The organism is Candidatus Krumholzibacteriia bacterium, assembly GCA_035649275.1.
Lineage (GTDB): Bacteria > Krumholzibacteriota > Krumholzibacteriia.
Genome location: DASRJW010000081.1, coordinates 19,252 through 36,214 on the forward strand (window position 1 = coordinate 19,252; position 16,963 = coordinate 36,214).

Sequence of the window (16,963 nt, forward strand, 5' to 3'; positions counted from 1 at the left end):
CTGGGTGCTTTCGCTCCACCTTAGCATGCGTTGCGGGAGGCCCGGCCCGCCTTGCGGCCCGCTAGCGTAACTTGTTAGGCTGCAAGAAGTCTCGCGCCTGCTGGAGGGTTCTTGCAGCGTCCCGTGGTGATCGGCATTGCCGGCGGCACCGGCTCGGGCAAGACCACCGCGGCACTCAAGGTGAAGAGTCACTTCCCCGACGAGCGGGTGCTCATCCTGCACCAGGACAACTATTACCGCGACCTCGCGCACTTGCCTTTGGAGGAGCGCGCCCGGATCAACTACGACCACCCGGACGCTTTCGAGGCGCCGCTGCTGCTCGCCGACATCGAGACCTTGAAGGACGGCGGGGTGATCGAGAGTCCGGTGTACGACTACGACCAGCACCGCCGCCGCGAGCAGCGCCTGCGGCTCGGTCCCGCCGACATCATTCTCCTCGAAGGGATCTTGGTGCTGGAGAACGAGGCGCTCCGCCGGCAGATGGACATCCGCATCTTCATCGACGAGGATGGGGACGAGCGCTTCATGCGCCGCCTGGAGCGGGACGTGCGCGAACGGCAGCGCGATCCGGTTTCCGTCATCGCCCAGTACCGGAACACGGTGAAGCTCATGTTTCAGCAGTTCGTCGAGCCCAGCAAGCGCTACGCGGACCTCATCATCCCGCATGGGGGGCACAACGACGTGGCCATCGACCTGCTGGTGGTGAAGGTGCGCGATCTCTTGCGGCGTTCGAGTTCCACCCCGAGTTCCCGAGGCTAGAGCATGGCGCAGGAAAAGCTAGAGGCGGCGACCCCGCCCTCCACCCGAGGGGAGACGGTGGCGCCCGAGCTGGGCCCGGCCGGCTCCGGAGGTACGCTGGGGCTCTTCCTGCATGAGATGCGGGTGCGGCAGTGGAGCAAGAATCTGGTGCTCTTCGCCGCTCTCATCTTCTCCAAGAACCTGCTGCAGATTCCCATGGTGCTGCGCAGCATGCTCGCCTTCGTGGTCTTCTGCCTGCTTTCCGGCGTCGTCTACACCGTGAACGATCTCCTCGACCTGGAAGCGGACCGCCGGCACGAGGTCAAACGCCGGCGGCCCCTGGCCTCGGGACAGCTGCGCGTGCGCACCGCCCTCACCGGCGTGGTGCTGGTGCTGGGTCTGGCGTTGATGGGAGCCGCCCTCCTGGGACCGCGCTTCTTCCTCATCAGCGTCGGCTTTCTCGCCTTCAATCTGGCCTATTCGCTGGTGCTGAAGAACATCGTCATCGTCGACGTCATCAGCATCGCCATCAGCTTCCTCATCCGCGCCATCGCCGGGGTCGTCGCCCTCAACACCGCCACGGTGCACCTGACCATTTCACCGTGGTTGCTCGTGGTCACCTTCTTCCTTTCCCTCTTCCTCGGGCTCTGCAAGCGCCTGCACGAGTACCGCTCGATCCTGGATGCGGGCAAGCACCGCAGCACTCTCATGGCGTACTCCGAGGAGCTGTTGAACCAGCTCATCAACGTTGCCGCCACGGGAACGCTCATCGCCTACTCGATCTACACGATCTGGCCCGAGACGGTGCAGCACTTCGGCACGGAGAACCTCATGTACACCATCCCCATCGTCGTCGCCGGCCTCACCCGCTACATGTTCCTCGTCTACCGGCGCAACCTTGGCGGCGACCCCGCCGAGATCCTGCTCACCGAACGCTCGCTCTGGGCGACAGTGATCGCCTGGTTCCTCTGCGTCGCCGTGGTCATCTACCGCGCCCAAACATGAGCGCTCGGCCCACCAAGACGGCGCCGCGGCGGCGCGAAGGCACGCGGCCCCCACGACCGCCGGGCCGACCCTCGGCACCACCAAGGCGAGGTGGCTCGCGGCCGCACCCACCTTCGGGTCGACCGCCGGCACCGCCGCGGCGCGAAGGCCCGCGGGCGTTCCGCCCTGAGGGCAGAGCCAGCGCGCCGCTCATGCCCAGGCGTCAGGCCCGCATGGACACGGCGCAGGCCCTGCCGGTGGGTGCCCTCGGTCTGCGCGCCTTCGCCAAGCTCAACCTGCATCTGGAAGTGCTGCGCCGCCGGCCCGACGGTTACCACGACGTCGAAACCGTGCTGCAGAGCGTGAGCCTGTGCGACTCGCTGCATCTCGTGCCGCGCCCGAGCGGCCTCTCCCTTCTCTGCGACGCCCCCGGCGTGCCCCGCGGCGAGGACAACCTCAGCATGCGCGCCGCCCGCGCGCTGCTCGCGGCGGCTGGTCTGTCGGCGCCGCCTCGCGGCGTGCGTCTCGATCTCTACAAATCGATCCCGGCGGCAGCGGGCTGCGGCGGCGCCAGCGCCGATGCGGCGGCGACGCTGATCGGACTCAACGTTTTCTGGGAGCTGGGGTGCACGCCGGAAACCCTGGAGAGCGTGGGTGCCACGCTCGGCTCCGACGTGCCGTTCTGCCTGCGCGGCGGGACCGCCCTCGGTCGCGGCCGCGGCGAGCGCCTGGTGTCGCTGCCGGCGCTGCCGCGCACCAGTTTTCTCCTGGTATTTCCGGGGATCCCGGTGCTCTCGTCCTGGGCTTACGCCAATCTCCACATGGGATTGACACGCCGGTCGCACGCACTTAACCTGGACCGCCTCAAGCCGATCCTGGCGCGCTATCCGGAGGCGGGCCAGAGCTTCTACAATCGGCTCGAGGATGCGGTTTGCCCCGCCCATCCCGAGCTCGTCGAGATCGCGTCAAGGCTGCAGCAGAGTGGCGCCCCGGTCGCGATGATGACCGGTAGCGGCAGCGGTATGTTCGCCGCCTTCGCGACGCCCGAAGCTGCGGCGCGGGCCGAGCGGGGACTGCTACGCCGCGGCTGGCGCACGGTCCTCGTCGAGTCGGTCCAGTCCGGCGTGGAATTCTTCCGCTAGGCAGGGTCGCCCCGGGGCAAGCGACCGCTGTCTGCGCGTGAGTCAGCGGGCTTGGGGCGTCGACAAGTGGCAAGTCACCAGATTTTGGTTCTGGCATCCGCAGGTTCGAATCCTGCCGCCCCAACCAGTTCCCGGCGCTGAGCGAGGAGACGGGTGATGGCGAAGAATCGGCTGCGGCTCATCTGCGGCAACGCCAGCCGCGATCTCGCCGAGGCGGTCTGCCGGCACCTGGGGCAGCCACTCGGGCGCGCCGAAGTCACCCGTTTCGCCGACGGCGAGATCTTCGTGCAGATCGAGGAGAATGTGCGCGGCGTGGACGTGTTCATCATGCAGTCCACCTATCCGCCGGCGGACCATCTGATGGAGCTGCTCATGCTCGTCGACGCCTGCCGGCGCGCCTCCGCCGGCCGCATCACCGCGGTGATCCCTTACTTCGGCTACGCTCGCGCCGACCGCAAGGACCAGCCGCGCGTCTCCATCACCGCCAAGCTCTGCGCCAACCTCATCGTCCAGACGGGGACGGATCGGGTCCTCACGGTGGACCTGCATTCGTCGCAGATCCAGGGTTTCTTCGACATCCCCCTGGATCATTTGTATGCGGCGCCGGTGCTCATGCAGTACATCGGCGGTCTGGACTTGAAGGACGTCGTCGTGGTGGCGCCCGATGCGGGCGGGGTCAAGATGGGCCGCGCCTTCGCCAAGCGCCTGGGGGCGGACCTGGCCATCGTGGACAAGCGCCGCACCGGTCCGGATCAGGCGGAGCTCATGAACGTGATCGGCGAGGTGGAGGGCCGGGACTGCCTGATCCTCGACGATCTCATCAGCACCGGCGGCACCCTGTGCCAGGCGGCGCTGGAGCTGCAGCGGCGCGGGGCGCGGCGGATCATCGCCGCCGCCTCGCATGGCGTCTTCTCCGGCACCGCGTTCCAGCGTCTCCAGGAGGCTCCCATCGACGAGGTGACGGTGACGAACACGCTGCCGTTGCGCTCGCCCGACGTGCCCGCCAAGGTGCGGGTCCTGGACATTTCGAAGCTGTTGAGCAAGGCCATCCTCAACATCCATCACGAGGAATCGATCAGCTCGTTGTTCATTTGAGTGCTACCCAAGAAACCGCTCGCCTCGGGATGCGCCGGGTCGAGTGCCTGCAGGAGGTTCGAGAAAGGCTATGGAGACGGCACACGTGGAAGTGACGCGCCGCGAGACGAACGGCAAGGGCGGCGCCCGCAAGCTGCGCCAGACCGGCAAGCTGCCCGGCATTTTCTATGGGGAAGGGGAGAAGCCGCAGGCAATCCTCCTCGATGCAGTGCACTTCGAGACCTTGCGGCGCGCCGGCGCCCACCACCGTCTCCTGGAGGTGCGCTGGCACGGCGAGTCGAAGAGCGAGAAAGCCCTGGTGCGGGAGATGCAGGTGCATCCGGTGAGCCGGGCGGTGTTGCACGTGGACCTGCAGCGCGTCTCCATGGCGAAGCGCGTGCGCATGACCGTACCGGTCGTGCTCCTCGGCAAGCCCGAGGGGGTCAAGACTCAGGGCGGCATCCTGGAGCACCACCTGCGCGAGGTCGAGGTGGAGTGCCTGCCGGGCGACATCCCGGATGAGATCACCCTCGAGGTGGGCCACCTGCAGATCGGGCAGGCGATCCACGTCTCCGACCTGCAGCGACCGGGGGTCCAGTTCACCAGCCATCCGGAGACCACGGTGGTCACGGTGAGCCTGCCGGCGGCGGAGCGCGCCGCGGAAGAGGTCAGCCCGGAGGCTGCGGCTCTGGCTGCTGCCGAGCCCGGAGCCGAGGGCGAGAAGGAAGGCGAAAAGAAGGAAGGCGAGAAGAAGGAAGGCAAGGAAAAGGAAGGCAAGGAGAAGTCCGGCAAAGAGAAGGGCTCTTCCTGATCCGTGTGGGCGGTGTTCGGCCTCGGCAATCCGGGGAAGCGCTATGCGTCCACCCGGCACAACGTGGGCTTCCTCGTCGTCGACGAGCTCGCGGCGCGGCACGGCGGCGACTTTCGTCGCCGCGAGGGACTTTGGGTGACCGAGGTCGAGCGCGCCGGCGCGTCGCTTCTCCTGGTCAAGCCGGGGACCTACGTCAATCGTAGCGGCGCTGCGGCGCGTGCGGTGCTCGAGGCGTACGGGCTCGCCCCGGAAAACCTCTTGGTCGTGGTGGACGACGTCTATCTCCCCTTCGGCCGCCTGCGGCTTCGACCGGGTGGCAGCGCTGGTGGCCACAATGGCCTGCTCTCCATCGAAACGGCGCTCCAGACACAAGCGTATCCCCGCTTGCGTGTCGGGGTCGGTGCGCCCGACGCCACCGGGAAACTAGTGGAGCATGTGCTCGGCGAGTTCGAAGCGGAAGAGCGCGAGGCCCTGCCGGCCTCCGTCAGCCGCGCCGCCGACGCCGTCGAGATCGTCCTCGACCACGGCGTCGCACGGGCCCGCCCGCTGGTGAACGCCGCACCCACTCCCGAGGCGGAGCCAGGCTGAGGCCGGCCCCACCGTGCAGCCCGCCTCCGGTGCGGCCTGCTCGGTGCGGTCCAGCGCTGGAGCCGTGGGGCCGGAGTGGCGCTCTGGCCCCGGCGCCGCCGGGGTCCCACTTGCGGCGGCTCGCCCAAGCCACCTATACTGGCCCGCGTTTGCTTCGGAATCCCACGGGGCTTCCAAACCAGGCGAACCAAACCACCCTTCTTCCGAGCGCAGGCGACGCCTCGGGCCGCCGTGCTTCGGCAGACGCAAGTCCGCAGGGAGGTGCACCGCCGCGTGCCCAAGCTCACCAAGTACGAGTTCACATGGATCCTCGAGGCGCAGCTGGACGAGACGAACGTCGGCGCCAGTCTCGAGAAGTACGCCAAGATCGTCCGCGACCAGGGCGGCGAGGTGACGACGCAGGAGAACTGGGGCCGGAAGAAGCTGGCCTACGAGATCGACGACAAGACCGACGGCCACTACCTGTTCCTGCGCCTGCAGGCGACGCCGGCCATCATCTCCGAGCTGAATCGCATTCTTCGCTTCGACGAGCAGGTGCTGCGCACCCTCATCGTGCAGGACGAGGAGTGGGAAGCGAAGAACCTGGAAGCGGCGAAACGCGCCGGTGCCAGGCCGGCGGAGCCACACCAGACACCGCAGGTGGCCTGACATGGGAACGATGCCGAAGAAGAAGAAGGAAAAGAAGCCGGGTCGGAAGAAGCCGTGCAAGTTCTGCATGGATCACGTGGCCGCCATCGATTACAAGGACCACAACCGCTTGCGCAAGTTCGTGACCGACCGCGGCAAGATCGCGGCGCGGCGCATCACCGGGACCTGCGCTCGGCATCAGCGCCAGCTCGCCATCGCCATCAAACGGGCGCGGCATCTGGCGCTGCTCCCCTTCGTCCGCGAGCACTACCGGTAGGCCGGCGTCCGCGGCCTGGAGGCTGTCATGGAACTGATTCTGATCGAGCACGTGGAAGGCCTTGGCCGGCGCGGTGAGGTCGTCAAAGTGCGACCCGGATATGCGCGCAACTTCCTGCTGCCCCGCAAGCTGGCCCTGCAAGCCACGGCCGGGGCCAAGCGCCTCGTAGGGCAGGAGTCCCGGAAGTTCGAGGTCACCGATCAGCGGGCCCGCACCGACGCCACGGCGCTGTCGGAGCGCCTGGGGGGCGTGGAGCTCTCCTTGCCGGTGAAAGCCGACGAGGACGGCAAGCTCTATGGCTCGGTGGGTCCGGCGGAGATCCAGCATGGCCTGGCGGTACAGGGCATCACGGTGGAGCGCAAGCAAATCGTCCTGGCCCAGCACATCAAGATGCTGGGTAGCTACGAGGTGCCGGTGCGCTTGCATCTGGATGTCCGCGGCACCGTCAAGGTGAGCGTGGTGCAGGAGTAGGATGCATGCGGTGATCATGGCCGGCGGCGCCGGGACGCGCTTCTGGCCCCGCAGCCGCGCCCGGCGCCCGAAGCAGCTCCTCTCCATCGACGGCGCCCTGAGCCTGATCCGCTGCACCTTCGAACGCCTGCTGCCGCTCGTTCCCCCGGAGCGCATCCTCGTCGTCACCCGCGCCGAGCAGGAGCCCGGCGTGCGCGATGAGCTGCCCGAGCTGCCGGCGGCGAACCTCCTCGTCGAACCCACGGGACGGAACACGGCGCCGGCCATCGGCTTGGCGGCGGCGGTGCTGCAAGCCCGCGGCGCTGGCAAGGACGCCATGGTGGTGCTGCCGGCGGATCACGTCATCGGGCGGGAAGAGGAGTTTCGCGCCGTCCTCGCTGCGGGGGAGAGCGTTTTGCACGATCACGAGGTGCTCCTCACCCTGGGGATCACGCCGCGACGGCCGGAAACGGGCTACGGTTACATCCGCTGCGGTGAGACCGTGGCCCGAGCCGCCGGGCGCGCTTTCCTCCGGGTGGAGCGCTTCGTCGAGAAGCCCGACCTGGTCACGGCGCGCGCTCTGGTGGCGGATGGCCGCCACCTGTGGAACAGCGGCATGTTCCTGTGGCGCCCGGCGCGCATCCGCGCCGAGCTGGAGCGGCACCTGCCGGCCCTCGGCCCGGGTCTGGCGCAGCTCGAGAAGGCCCACGGAACTGGCGCCTGGCCGGCGGTGTTGCAGACCGCGTACGCCGGTTTCCCGAGCGTTTCCATCGACTACGGCGTCATGGAAAAGGCCAGCGAGGTCTGGGTGCTGCCGGTGGACCTGGGCTGGAACGATGTCGGTTCCTGGGCGAGCTTGGCGGAAGTCCGGCCCCAGGACGAAGGGGGCAACGTGCTCCCTCCCGGCGCCCTGGCGCTGCAGTCGCAGCGCAACATCGTGGAGGCGAGCGGACGCGTGGTGGTGCTCCTCGGCGTTTCGGATCTCATCGTGGTGGATGCCGAGGACGCTCTGCTCGTCTGCCAACGCGAGCGGGCCCAGGAGGTCGGGACGATTCCGGAACGACTGCGCCAGCGCGGGCAGGACTCCCTGACCTGAGGCGCGATAACGGGCGGCGTCGGCCGATGCCGCCAGGGGGGACGATTCCATGACCAGGCGGTCCAGGTTCGGCTGGGGCGTGGTGCTCGCGGTGGTGCTCGGCGTTCTCGCCTGCAGCAAGGGCGAGAAAGGGGCCGAGTCGCCGGACCGGGTGCTGGCCCGAGTCGGCAAGGAAAAGATCACCGAGGCGGACATGCGCGAGGCCATCGACGCCATGCCGAAGCACGAGCAGGCTCAGTACCAGACCGTCATGGGCCGCAAGCGCCTGCTCGACATGCTCGTCGACCGGCTCCTCCTCGTGGCTGCAGCCGAGGACAAGGGCATGGACCAGACTCCCGATGTGACTTCGCGGATGGAGGAGATGCGCCGGAGCCTCCTCACCGCCGCTTACCGCGACTACATGGTGGAGCAACTGCCGAAGCCCACGGAAGAGGACCTGAAGGCCTATTACGATGGGCACCACGAGGAGTTCACCGTGCTACCGAGGGTGAACGCTTCCTGGATCAAATGCGCCACCAAGGCGAAGGCCGAGGCGGCGCGCCAGCGCGTCGTCGGCAAGGGCGAGCACTTCGGCACCGTGGCGCGCGAAGTCAGCATCGACGAGTGCTCGAAGAAGGACAATGGTCTGCTCGGGTACTTCAACCCGGCGGGCTACGTGCGTTGCATCGGCAACCGGCCGGAATTCTCCCAGCGGGTGTTCGAGCTCGAGGCTGAGGACGTGAGTGAGGTGTTCCCTTGGGACAACGGCTGGGCCATCGTCAAGGTGCACGAGAAGACCACGGAACGGCAGGAACCGTTCAGCAAGGCCCGGGACCGCATCGCCGCCCGGCTGCGCCCGCAGCTCTCCGACTCGCTGCTGCAGGCCGAGCTCCAGCTTCTCCGCCAGCGGATCGGGGTGGAGATGCTGGTGGACGCGGCGGCGGAGCTGGCCGACAAGTCCGCTGAAGATCTGATGAAGATGGCCACGGAAGGCACCAGCCCGATCGACAAGATCGAGATCTACAAGGTGCTCCTGCAGAAGTACCCGCATCACGAGAGGGCCGACGAGGCCCAGTTCATGATCGGATTCGTGCTCTCCGAGGAGCTCCACGACTACGATACCGCCCGCAAGGAGTACCAGAAGGTTCTGGACAACTATCCGGACTCGGACGTCCGCGATTCCGTGCTCTATATGATGCAGAACATGGGTCGTAACGAGGCACCGGAGTTCCAGGAAGCGCAGCCAGCGCCGCAAACCGGGCGGTAGGAAACCTGCCAGCTGTGACATCGGTGGATCCTCGACCACCGGCCCCCGTCGTTCGCCGGCTTTCAGGTGGCTCGAAGTCGGGCACTGGAAGCGTCGGCGCACGGCGCTGCCGACCACCTCGCGCCTCGCGCGCCCGCACCCCGGGCGAAGATGCGGGGACTCGCCGGGTGAGCGCACGGAATCTTCGCCAACCTCCACGTTGACGCACCCCCGAGCTTGACCGAGTCTACGCGCCGCTCGAGCGCGCCGGAGTGCGCGACGAGCGCGCGATGCCGGCAGATTTCCACGCGTGTGGGCCCGGCATGCGGTCTGCAGTCGTGGAAGCGTCCGCCTTCTGAGGCGACACCGGTGGTGCGGCGCTCTGCCGCGCGGGCGCGGTGGATGAAGCCGCCGCGAGCCCCGGAGGGCGGAGATTCGCGTGGAACGTTTCACACAAGGGGTGAGTGGAAATGAGTCGAGTGATCGGGATTCTTGCAGTGGCGCTCTTGCTGCTAGGTGTTGCCGGCGCGGTTTCCGCGCAGACGGCGAACCAGCGTCTCACCGGAATGACCGGTATCGGCTACTTCCGATCCAACAGCGTCGGCCCCGACATCGTCGGCGTCCGTCACTGGATGAACGAGGGCATGGCCGTGGACTTCGGAGTCGGCCTCGGCTTCGATAACCACAATGACGACCCGTCGAGCACGGCGCTCGAGGACACCGGGCTGTTGGACTTCGCCTTCGACGTGGGCCTCCCCGTGGCGATCCACGGCGAGGAGAACATGATCGTCTACCTGCGCCCGGGCTTGACCGTCGGCGGCCTCCAGGGCTTCGTCCCCAACGCCACCGATCCGGCCGCAGAGAGCGACAAGGCCTATGACATCGCCTTCCGTGGCGAAGTGGCCGTGGGCGGAGAGTTCTTCCTGGGTCAGCTGGGCTGGCCGAACCTGAGCTTCTCCGGCCAGATTGGCCTGGGCGTCGACGTGCTGTCCCCGAAGGAAGAGGGCGCCACCACGAGCGTGAGCTTCAACACGGACGTTCGCGACGTGAGCATCACGCAGTCCGGGAGCCTGGGCTTCCACATCTACTTCTAGTCCTGGCTCACGACGAGCAGCGACGCTGCGACCGCTCGGGCCTCTCCACGTGGAGAGGCCCTTTGTTTTTGCGCGCACGGCAGCTGGCATTGACCGCCGCCGTTGGGCCTCCTTATAGTTGAGGCGATGCGCGCCCGCCCTGGTTTGCCGAGGAGGCCGCCGCTGTGATCCGCGTGCAGGTCGCCAGTCTCGCCATGGACCAGACGACGCACAATCCCGTCGTGTTGCTGGAGGCACCGGAGGACAAGGAAGCAGGCGTTCTCCCCATCTGGATCGGCCACCCGGAGGCCACGGCGATCGCCAGCCAGCTCTATGGCCACACCTTCGAGCGGCCCCTGACGCACGACCTGCTGCGCATCGTCATCGAGGGTCTGGAGGCGCGGGTGAAGAAGGTGCTGATCACCGAGCTGCGCGGTAACACCTTCTTCGCCAAGATCTACATCGCCCGGGGCGACGAGATCTTCGCCATCGACGCCCGCCCTAGCGATTCCATCGCCCTGGCGTTGCGCGCCCACGCTCCCATCTACGTCGACCGCGAGCTCTTCCGCCGCAGCAGCCGGCCGCTCAACCTGGGGAAGGGGACGCCTGGTCCGGAAGCCGACGACGATCCGCTGCGCAAGTATCTGGACGACCCGGACCCCCCGGGCGACCTCAACCTCTAGAATCCCGCGCTCGGCGCGGCAGCACTGGGAGGCCCTCGTGCTCTACCGCTTCGGCGAGTCCGAGCCGTGGCTCGGCCGGGAGGTGTTCGTGGCCCCGTCCGCCACGGTCCTGGGAGCCGTGCGTCTTGGCTCGCAGTCGAGCGTGTGGTTCGGCACCGTGCTGCGCGGCGACGTCGGCCGGATCGAGGTGGGCGAGCGCAGCAACATCCAGGACCTGACCACGGTGCACGTGAGCGACGGCGGTCAGGGCACGAGCATCGGTGACGACGTGGTGATCGGCCATCGCGCCTTGATCCACGACTGCCGTATCGACGCTCTCGCTCTGATCGGCATGGGCTGCGTCATCCTGGATGGGGCGCATATCGGCCGTGGCGCCGTCGTGGCCGCCGGCGCCGTCATCCTTTCCGGCCAGGTGGTACCCCCCCTCGCCGTGGTGGCAGGCGTCCCGGCGACGGTGCGGAAGATCCTGCCGGAGGCGAGCCTGGAAGACCGCCGCCGCCACGCGCTCCACTACGTGGAGCTCTCCCGCCGCTACCTCCGAGGCGAGTGCGCGCCGCTCGCCTGAAGTGGCCCGGCTCATGCCACCAGCATCTTCGACCCCTGTCGCGAGAGAGGCTCATGACGCTTGGAAGCGCGAAGCTCCTCTTCCTTCCCCTGCTCTGGCTCGTAGCCTGTCAACCTGCACGAGTGCCCGCGCCTTCGCCGGGGCCGGCGTCGCCCGCCACGACCGGGGCCCCCGCCACGCCTCCGGCTGCGACACCCGCCCCAGGAGGCGCCGCCGCTCCGACCCCGAAGAGCGGCAGCGCCAAGGCACCCCGGGAGGACGCCTCCCCGGGGCCGGAGGCGAAGATCGGTGTACTGGCTCCCTTCAGCGGACCGTACGCGGGGCATGGCCGGGCCTATCTGGATGGGGTGAATCTTGCCGTGGAGGCCGCGCAGACCGCCGGCGGGAAGGCGGTGGCGGTGGTGCCGGCGGACGACAAGGCCTTGCCCGAGGGGGCGCTCATAGCGGTGCGCCGTCTGGACGAGGCCGAGAAGGTGAACTGCATCGTCGGCGGCTTCGTTGGCGGCCCCACCTGGGTGGCGGCGCTGGAGTGCAACTGGCGCGGGGTGCCCTTCCTGGCCAATGTGGCCCACGAGCCGGAGCTGGGCAGCATCGGCCCTTGGATCTTCCATGAGGGAGCGCCGCCGGCGCGCACCGCCCAGGCGGCGGCGGAGCTGGCGACGTTCGAGCTGCGGCTCTTCCGCGCCGCGCTCCTCTTCCCGCAAGAAGGGGAGGGCCGGCTGCAGGCGAGCGAGTTCTCCGCCCGCATCGCCGCCCTCGGCGGACGCATCGTCGCCTCCGAGGCCTTCGCCCCAGGAACGACGGATTTCACCGCTCCCGTCCGCCGGCTGGCCGGCGCCAATCCCGACGTGCTCTACCTGCCCATCGATACCGAGACGATGCGCCTCGTCCTGCCGGCACTTGTGGTCGAAGGTTTGGAAGCCCGGCTCATCGGCGTCGCCGCTTGGAACAGCAGCCGCTTCCTCTCTCAGTGCGGCGGCGATCTCGAAGGGGCCCTGGTGCCGGACACCGAGCTGGGCGGTGAAGATCGGGCTGCTCTCGGTCGCTTCGAAAGCGCCTACCGCGCCCGCCACGGGGAGGCGCCGTCGCGCTTCGCCGCCGCCGGGTACATCGCGGGGCAGCGCGTTCTGGAGGCGATGGCGGCTCGCGGCAGCGAGCGCGCCGCGCTCCAGGCCGAGCTGGCGGCGCGCACCGCGGCGCGCCGGGCGCAAACGACGGCACCTCGCTTCCTCGTCGTGAAACAAGGCGCGCTCAAGAGCTTCCCCACGCCGTAAGACGAGGGCCCTACTCGGGCTCGAGGTCGGAGAGGTCGAACTTCACCCGGATGGGCAGCCAGGCGCCCTGGGGTTCACCGTCGCGGCGCGGCGGCAGCACCTTCCACTTCCGCACCGCTTCCAGCGCCGCCTGTTCGAAGGCTTGAGCCGAACCCCCGGCCGGGACCGTGCCCGATTCCATCACCTGTTCGTCGATGATGTCCCCCGCCGGCGTCACGTAGCAGGCCAGGAGGACGTAGCCCTCGATGCCATGGCTGCGCTCGGTCTCCGGGTAATCCGGCTTCACCGCCTTGAGGATGACGAAGTCCTCCGAGAAGGAGAGCAGCGTGTGCAGCGGCGGGGCGGGCACATGCGGGCTCTCGACGTAGTCCGTCACCTGCGGCTTTTCCTCGGGCTTGGGCTTCTCATTCTGGCGCACCAAGATCGGGTTCGGACCCGGCTGGATCTTGGGTTCATCGAGCACGTGGTACTCCGGAGCTGCCCGCATGCCCTCGCGCCGGCGCTGGTAGAAGAAGGCCTGGATGCTGTTGGGCTCCATGATCTCGAGCTCGAGGAGCGGGTTCGGCCGGCCACGGTAGCCGAGGAGGGGTGGCTGCTCGGCGCGCACGTGCAGCGGCAGGATGATGAAGCTTCCGAGGGCGAAGAGCAGCAAGTGGACGGCGGCGGCGACGAGGAAACCGGCGGAGAGCGAAACGCGGTATTCCCTCTCTCGACGACGTGCGCGATCCGGGCTCATGAACGCGCTCCCGCGCTGCGCTCCGCTGCGAGTATAGGTTACGCCATCGGTGCTATGCTACGCAGAGGACGCGGCTGCAGCGACAGCGGCCGCGAAAGCCATGCCGTCTTCCGAGATCTACCGCCAGCTGCCACCGGTGGAGCGTCTGCTCCAGGAGGAGAGCCTGCGCGAGCCGTTGCGCCGCTTGCCCCGCGCCGTGGTCGTCACCTTGGTGCAGGAGGAAGTGGAGTCTCTCCGTTCCCGGCTCGGGAACGGCAGCGGCACGCTGCCGCAGAGCCGCGAGGAAGCCCAGGCCTGGGTGCTGCGCGCCGTGCACAGGCGGCTCGAGGCCTTGGTGCGCCCGTCGCTGCGTCCGGTGATCAACGCCACTGGCGTCATCTTGCACACCAATCTCGGGCGGGCTCTCCTCGGACGCGGCGCGGTCGAGGCCGTGGTGCAGGCAGCGAGCCGCTACACCAACTTGGAATACGATCTCGAGGCGGGGGAACGCAGCAGTCGTCAGGTCCACGTGGAAGAACTCTTGCGCCGTCTCGTGGGTGCGGAAGCGGCGTTCGTGGTGAACAACAACGCGGCCGCGCTCCTCCTCGCCGTGGACACCTTGGGGCAGGCCGGCGTCGTCGTCTCGCGGGGCGAGCAGGTGGAGATCGGCGACAGCTTCCGCCTGCCCGAAATCCTGCGCAAGAGCGGTGTGCCGATCCACGAAGTGGGCACGACGAACCGGACGACGCCACAAGACTACGAGATGGCCGCCGAGCGGCGGGGGTGCATTCTCCTCAAGGTGCATCGCAGCAACTTCAGCCTCCACGGCTTCACGCGCGACACCAGCGTCGCCGAGCTGGCAGAGGTGGCGCGACGCTGCGCTGCGACCCTGGTCTACGACCTCGGCAGTGGTTGCCTCGAGTCCCTGGAGGCGCACGGCCTGCAGGGCGAGCCCGACGCCCGCAGCGCTCTCGCGGCCGGGGCGCACCTCGTGACCATGAGCGGCGACAAGCTCCTCGGTGGGCCCCAGGCGGGGATCATCGCCGGCGCCGCCGTGGCCGTCGGGGCCCTGCGCCGCAACCCGCTGGCGCGGGCGCTGCGCATCGACAAGTTAACCCTTGCGGCTCTCCAGGCGACTCTGCTTTCATACGCCCACGACGGCGCGCGCGACGTGCCCACAAGACACCTGCTGCTGAGCGAGCCCGCGGTGATCCGCGCCCGGGCGGAACGGGTGTGCGCCGGCCTGCGGCAGAGCCCGCAGGCGACGGTCGAGGTGGCGGCCGGGGAGTCGTCGGTCGGCGGCGGTTCCTTCGCGGATCTACGGCTGCCGTCCTTCGAGGTCCAGCTGCGGCCGCACACGGCGCGCGCCACGGTGATCCTGGCGCGCCTGCGCCGGGGCACTCCGGCCGTGCTGGCCCGCATTCGGGACGATTGCATCGCGCTCGACGCCCGCTGCGTGGCGGATGACGAGGTGGAGCCGCTGATTGGGGCGGTGCAGGCCGCCCTGGCGGCAGGGGGAGGGGACGCATGACCGGCGGGCAGTTGGGCGTCGTCAAACGCCTCCACGATCTCCTTCCCCATCTTGGCCTCGATGCCGAGCACCTGCACGTGCTGCCCCTGGAATGCCCAGCGCACTTGCAGGAATCCGACCTGCAGGCATGGAGTTATGCTTCCGAGTTCACGCCCCTTGTGCAACATCTGTTGCAACTGCGCCCACCAGGCCGTTGTCTGTCGATTGCCGTCTGCGGTGCCGAGGCGGACAACGTGGCCAGGGCGTACACCGCCGTCCAGCTCGCGGTGGGATTCAACCAGCACGGGCTGAAAACCGTGATCGTCGATGCCGAGCTCGAACGGCCCGGGCTCGCGGGTCTCGTGGCCGATCCGCACCAGGAAGGTCTCGTGGACATGGTGCGCTTTGGGCGCTCGTGCCGGGCCCTTCTGCGCCAGCCCGTGCCCGACGGCCCGGCAGTGCTCGGTGTCGGCTCCTTCCCCGTGGATGGGAGCGTGCCCTTCGCCGGCGATGCCTGGCTCGGAATCGTGCATCGCATCGCGTTGCACGCCGAGGTGGCGCTTTTTCCCGCGCCACTCCTGGTGCGCGGCGATGTCAACGGTCTGTTGCGGTCGGTGGAGCAGGTGCTCTACGTACCGCCGGCAGCGGTGACGGAAGCAACCGAGCGCGACGTGGAACGCCTGCGGCGCAGCGCAGCGCGGGTGGCTGGCGTGGTCCTCTGCGCTCCGGTCGAGGCCCGACCGGCACCGGCACGCGCGGCCGCTGGGCCCGAGCGCACGAGCGAGCCGGTAGCGGAAGTCGTGCACCTGCTGGAGGAGCCGCCGGCCGCAGAGGAGTTCGGCTTCATCGAATTGCCACCGGCCGACGCGCCGCCGGTGCGGACGACGTTGGGCGATGCGATCGCGGCCGAGCCGCTCGTGACGCCCGAACCGGAATCGCCTCTCGCTTTCGAGCCGGAGCTCGAAGCCCCGGCTTTCCACCGCGAGCGTCAGAGTCGAACCTCGTCGTTCGACAGCGAGCCGAGCGTCCCGGAGGCCTTCGAAGCCGAACCCGCCGGAAGCGCTTCCGGCTTCGACGCGGCAGGCGGCGCGGTGCCACGGCCGACGCAGGCTTCTCGTGCCTTCCCACCGCCTCCCGCCTGGGGAGAAGGGGCTGGCGAAGCGGGCCCCGAAACGTCGCCTCTCGCCGATTCGGACCTCGACTTCGAGCCCGTCGGGGTGGCGGGCGAGGCGAAGGGCCGTGGCGGTCGGCACGAATCCGCCTCGCGAAGCGCCGCGACGCGGAGTGCCGAGGAAGCGAACCTGTTGCGCCGGCAGTTGCGCTTGGACGGCGCCGACTTCTCCTATTCCGAGGGCAAGCGCTACTCGCGCCTGCCGCTCTTCCTCTTCCTCGCCCTGGTGCTCACCATCGGAGGTTTCCTGGGCTGGGCCTTCTGGAGTCAGGGTGAGATCAATCGTCGCGCCCGGCAGATCCTCGCCGGAGGCGGAGAGGAGCCGGCGCAGACGAGCGACGGGGAGAAGAAGCCGGGTGATGTGGTGCCGCCCACGGAGCCGAAGCCCGACGACGAAGCCGCTGCCGCCGGCGCGGACAAGCAGCCTTCTTCGGGGAGCGCGACGGGAGAAAAGACGCCGGCCCCAGGTGCGGGAAGCGAGCAGAATCCGCCGCCCCAGGGTGGGACGACCGGCGGGTCGGGAGCCTCCACGGGCCATCCGCCTGCAGGAACGCAAACGGGTGGAGGCCGTCCGGCGGGCACGGAGTCGCCGCCGAAATCGACCGAAGGCGGCTCGGAGACGCCGACCGTGACCCAGAAACCTCCGGCGGAACCGCCGGCGACGAGCGGCGGCGGTGGGCCCGCCGTGGGAAGCGCGACCACGGTGTATGCCGTGCACGTGGCCTCGTATCGCAAATTGGAACAGGCGAACCAGGACCTCGCCAATCTCCGCAAGCACGGCTACGAGGGGCGTGCGGTGCGCACCGATCTCGAGAGCAAGGGGATCTGGTACCGGGTGTACGTCGGGAGCTATCCCACCAAGGAGGCCGCGGAGCAGGCGCGCGCGGTCATCGTGAAGCTCCCCGGGTACGACGCATTCGCGCAGGTACGACGGATCGCGGTGCCTTGAACGCGTTCGTC

General features: G+C 68.7%; 18 protein-coding genes and 1 tRNA gene. 18 read left to right on the forward strand and 1 reads right to left on the reverse strand.

Annotated elements, in window-relative coordinates; all coding sequences use genetic code 11:
- Positions 1 to 111 precede the first annotated feature (111 nt).
- The 16 genes from udk (at position 112) to VFE28_08105 (ending at position 12,607) form a co-directional block, all read left to right on the forward strand.
- Positions 112 to 759: a uridine kinase gene (udk, locus tag VFE28_08030; GenBank protein ID HZM15934.1), complete on the forward strand. Its 648-nt coding sequence runs from the start codon at positions 112 to 114 to the stop codon at positions 757 to 759.
- Between the two features lie 3 nt (positions 760 to 762).
- On the forward strand, positions 763 to 1,743 hold the full coding sequence (locus VFE28_08035; protein HZM15935.1) for a decaprenyl-phosphate phosphoribosyltransferase: 981 nt from the start codon (positions 763 to 765) through the stop codon (positions 1,741 to 1,743).
- Positions 1,744 to 1,955: 212 nt separating this feature from the next.
- On the forward strand, positions 1,956 to 2,864 hold the full coding sequence (gene ispE, locus VFE28_08040) for a 4-(cytidine 5'-diphospho)-2-C-methyl-D-erythritol kinase (protein ID HZM15936.1): 909 nt from the start codon (positions 1,956 to 1,958) through the stop codon (positions 2,862 to 2,864).
- Positions 2,865 to 2,916: 52 nt separating this feature from the next.
- Positions 2,917 to 2,991: transfer RNA gene (locus VFE28_08045), tRNA-Gln, on the forward strand.
- A 29-nt stretch (positions 2,992 to 3,020) separates the two neighbouring features.
- A complete protein-coding gene (locus VFE28_08050) occupies positions 3,021 to 3,959 on the forward strand; it encodes a ribose-phosphate pyrophosphokinase (protein HZM15937.1) in 939 nt (312 codons plus the stop codon).
- A gap of 70 nt (positions 3,960 to 4,029) precedes the next feature.
- Entirely contained in the window at positions 4,030 to 4,749 is a 720-nt protein-coding gene (locus tag VFE28_08055) for a 50S ribosomal protein L25 (GenBank protein HZM15938.1), read from the forward strand.
- Positions 4,750 to 4,752: 3 nt separating this feature from the next.
- Positions 4,753 to 5,337 (forward strand): aminoacyl-tRNA hydrolase, encoded by a 585-nt coding sequence (pth, locus tag VFE28_08060; GenBank protein ID HZM15939.1) that lies wholly within the window; start codon positions 4,753 to 4,755, stop codon positions 5,335 to 5,337.
- 273 nt (positions 5,338 to 5,610) lie between these two features.
- On the forward strand, positions 5,611 to 5,985 hold the full coding sequence (rpsF, locus tag VFE28_08065; GenBank protein HZM15940.1) for a 30S ribosomal protein S6: 375 nt from the start codon (positions 5,611 to 5,613) through the stop codon (positions 5,983 to 5,985).
- A gap of 10 nt (positions 5,986 to 5,995) precedes the next feature.
- Positions 5,996 to 6,241 (forward strand): 30S ribosomal protein S18, encoded by a 246-nt coding sequence (rpsR, locus tag VFE28_08070; protein HZM15941.1) that lies wholly within the window; start codon positions 5,996 to 5,998, stop codon positions 6,239 to 6,241.
- A 27-nt stretch (positions 6,242 to 6,268) separates the two neighbouring features.
- On the forward strand, positions 6,269 to 6,712 hold the full coding sequence (gene rplI / locus VFE28_08075; GenBank protein ID HZM15942.1) for a 50S ribosomal protein L9: 444 nt from the start codon (positions 6,269 to 6,271) through the stop codon (positions 6,710 to 6,712).
- 1 nt (position 6,713) lies between these two features.
- Complete coding sequence (locus VFE28_08080; GenBank protein ID HZM15943.1) at positions 6,714 to 7,787, forward strand: mannose-1-phosphate guanylyltransferase; 1,074 nt, start codon at positions 6,714 to 6,716, stop codon at positions 7,785 to 7,787.
- A gap of 49 nt (positions 7,788 to 7,836) precedes the next feature.
- The gene (locus VFE28_08085; protein ID HZM15944.1) at positions 7,837 to 9,033 is read left to right on the forward strand and encodes a peptidyl-prolyl cis-trans isomerase; all 1,197 of its coding nucleotides are present in this window, start codon (positions 7,837 to 7,839) and stop codon (positions 9,031 to 9,033) included.
- A gap of 449 nt (positions 9,034 to 9,482) precedes the next feature.
- Complete coding sequence (locus VFE28_08090) at positions 9,483 to 10,106, forward strand: hypothetical protein (GenBank protein HZM15945.1); 624 nt, start codon at positions 9,483 to 9,485, stop codon at positions 10,104 to 10,106.
- A gap of 164 nt (positions 10,107 to 10,270) precedes the next feature.
- Positions 10,271 to 10,768 carry a bifunctional nuclease family protein gene (locus VFE28_08095; GenBank protein ID HZM15946.1) on the forward strand — a complete coding sequence of 166 codons (498 nt, stop codon included), beginning with the start codon at positions 10,271 to 10,273 and terminating at the stop codon, positions 10,766 to 10,768.
- 37 nt (positions 10,769 to 10,805) lie between these two features.
- Entirely contained in the window at positions 10,806 to 11,333 is a 528-nt protein-coding gene (locus VFE28_08100) for a gamma carbonic anhydrase family protein (protein ID HZM15947.1), read from the forward strand.
- A 53-nt stretch (positions 11,334 to 11,386) separates the two neighbouring features.
- Positions 11,387 to 12,607 (forward strand): ABC transporter substrate-binding protein, encoded by a 1,221-nt coding sequence (locus VFE28_08105; GenBank protein ID HZM15948.1) that lies wholly within the window; start codon positions 11,387 to 11,389, stop codon positions 12,605 to 12,607.
- 10 nt (positions 12,608 to 12,617) lie between these two features.
- Here VFE28_08105 and VFE28_08110 read toward each other — a convergent pair whose 3' ends face one another.
- Positions 12,618 to 13,343: an energy transducer TonB gene (locus VFE28_08110; protein HZM15949.1), complete on the reverse strand. Its 726-nt coding sequence runs from the start codon at positions 13,341 to 13,343 to the stop codon at positions 12,618 to 12,620.
- A gap of 100 nt (positions 13,344 to 13,443) precedes the next feature.
- On the opposite strand from VFE28_08110, the gene selA reads away from it, so the two are divergent.
- Both selA and VFE28_08120 read left to right on the forward strand, forming a co-directional pair.
- On the forward strand, positions 13,444 to 14,853 hold the full coding sequence (gene selA, locus VFE28_08115) for an L-seryl-tRNA(Sec) selenium transferase (GenBank protein ID HZM15950.1): 1,410 nt from the start codon (positions 13,444 to 13,446) through the stop codon (positions 14,851 to 14,853).
- A complete protein-coding gene (locus VFE28_08120) occupies positions 14,850 to 16,952 on the forward strand; it encodes an SPOR domain-containing protein (protein HZM15951.1) in 2,103 nt (700 codons plus the stop codon). Before selA ends, VFE28_08120 begins: the two co-directional genes overlap by 4 nt.
- The last annotated feature ends 11 nt before the right edge of the window (positions 16,953 to 16,963 follow it).

Excerpts from the sequence above, each read along its gene's own strand:
- VFE28_08035 (HZM15935.1), top strand. The coding sequence starts at position 763 with ATGGCGCAGGAAAAGCTAGAGGCGGCGACCCCGCCCTCCACCCGAGGG.
- VFE28_08080 (HZM15943.1), top strand. The coding sequence starts at position 6,714 with ATGCATGCGGTGATCATGGCCGGCGGCGCCGGGACGCGCTTCTGGCCC.
- VFE28_08050 (HZM15937.1), top strand. The coding sequence starts at position 3,021 with ATGGCGAAGAATCGGCTGCGGCTCATCTGCGGCAACGCCAGCCGCGAT.
- VFE28_08105 (HZM15948.1), top strand. The coding sequence starts at position 11,387 with ATGACGCTTGGAAGCGCGAAGCTCCTCTTCCTTCCCCTGCTCTGGCTC.
- VFE28_08110 (HZM15949.1), bottom strand. The coding sequence starts at position 13,343 with ATGAGCCCGGATCGCGCACGTCGTCGAGAGAGGGAATACCGCGTTTCG.
- VFE28_08090 (HZM15945.1), top strand. The coding sequence starts at position 9,483 with ATGAGTCGAGTGATCGGGATTCTTGCAGTGGCGCTCTTGCTGCTAGGT.
- VFE28_08055 (HZM15938.1), top strand. The coding sequence starts at position 4,030 with ATGGAGACGGCACACGTGGAAGTGACGCGCCGCGAGACGAACGGCAAG.
- ispE (HZM15936.1), top strand. The coding sequence starts at position 1,956 with ATGGACACGGCGCAGGCCCTGCCGGTGGGTGCCCTCGGTCTGCGCGCC.
- selA (HZM15950.1), top strand. The coding sequence starts at position 13,444 with ATGCCGTCTTCCGAGATCTACCGCCAGCTGCCACCGGTGGAGCGTCTG.
- rplI (HZM15942.1), top strand. The coding sequence starts at position 6,269 with ATGGAACTGATTCTGATCGAGCACGTGGAAGGCCTTGGCCGGCGCGGT.
- VFE28_08120 (HZM15951.1), top strand. The coding sequence starts at position 14,850 with ATGACCGGCGGGCAGTTGGGCGTCGTCAAACGCCTCCACGATCTCCTT.
- VFE28_08085 (HZM15944.1), top strand. The coding sequence starts at position 7,837 with ATGACCAGGCGGTCCAGGTTCGGCTGGGGCGTGGTGCTCGCGGTGGTG.
- rpsR (HZM15941.1), top strand. The coding sequence starts at position 5,996 with ATGCCGAAGAAGAAGAAGGAAAAGAAGCCGGGTCGGAAGAAGCCGTGC.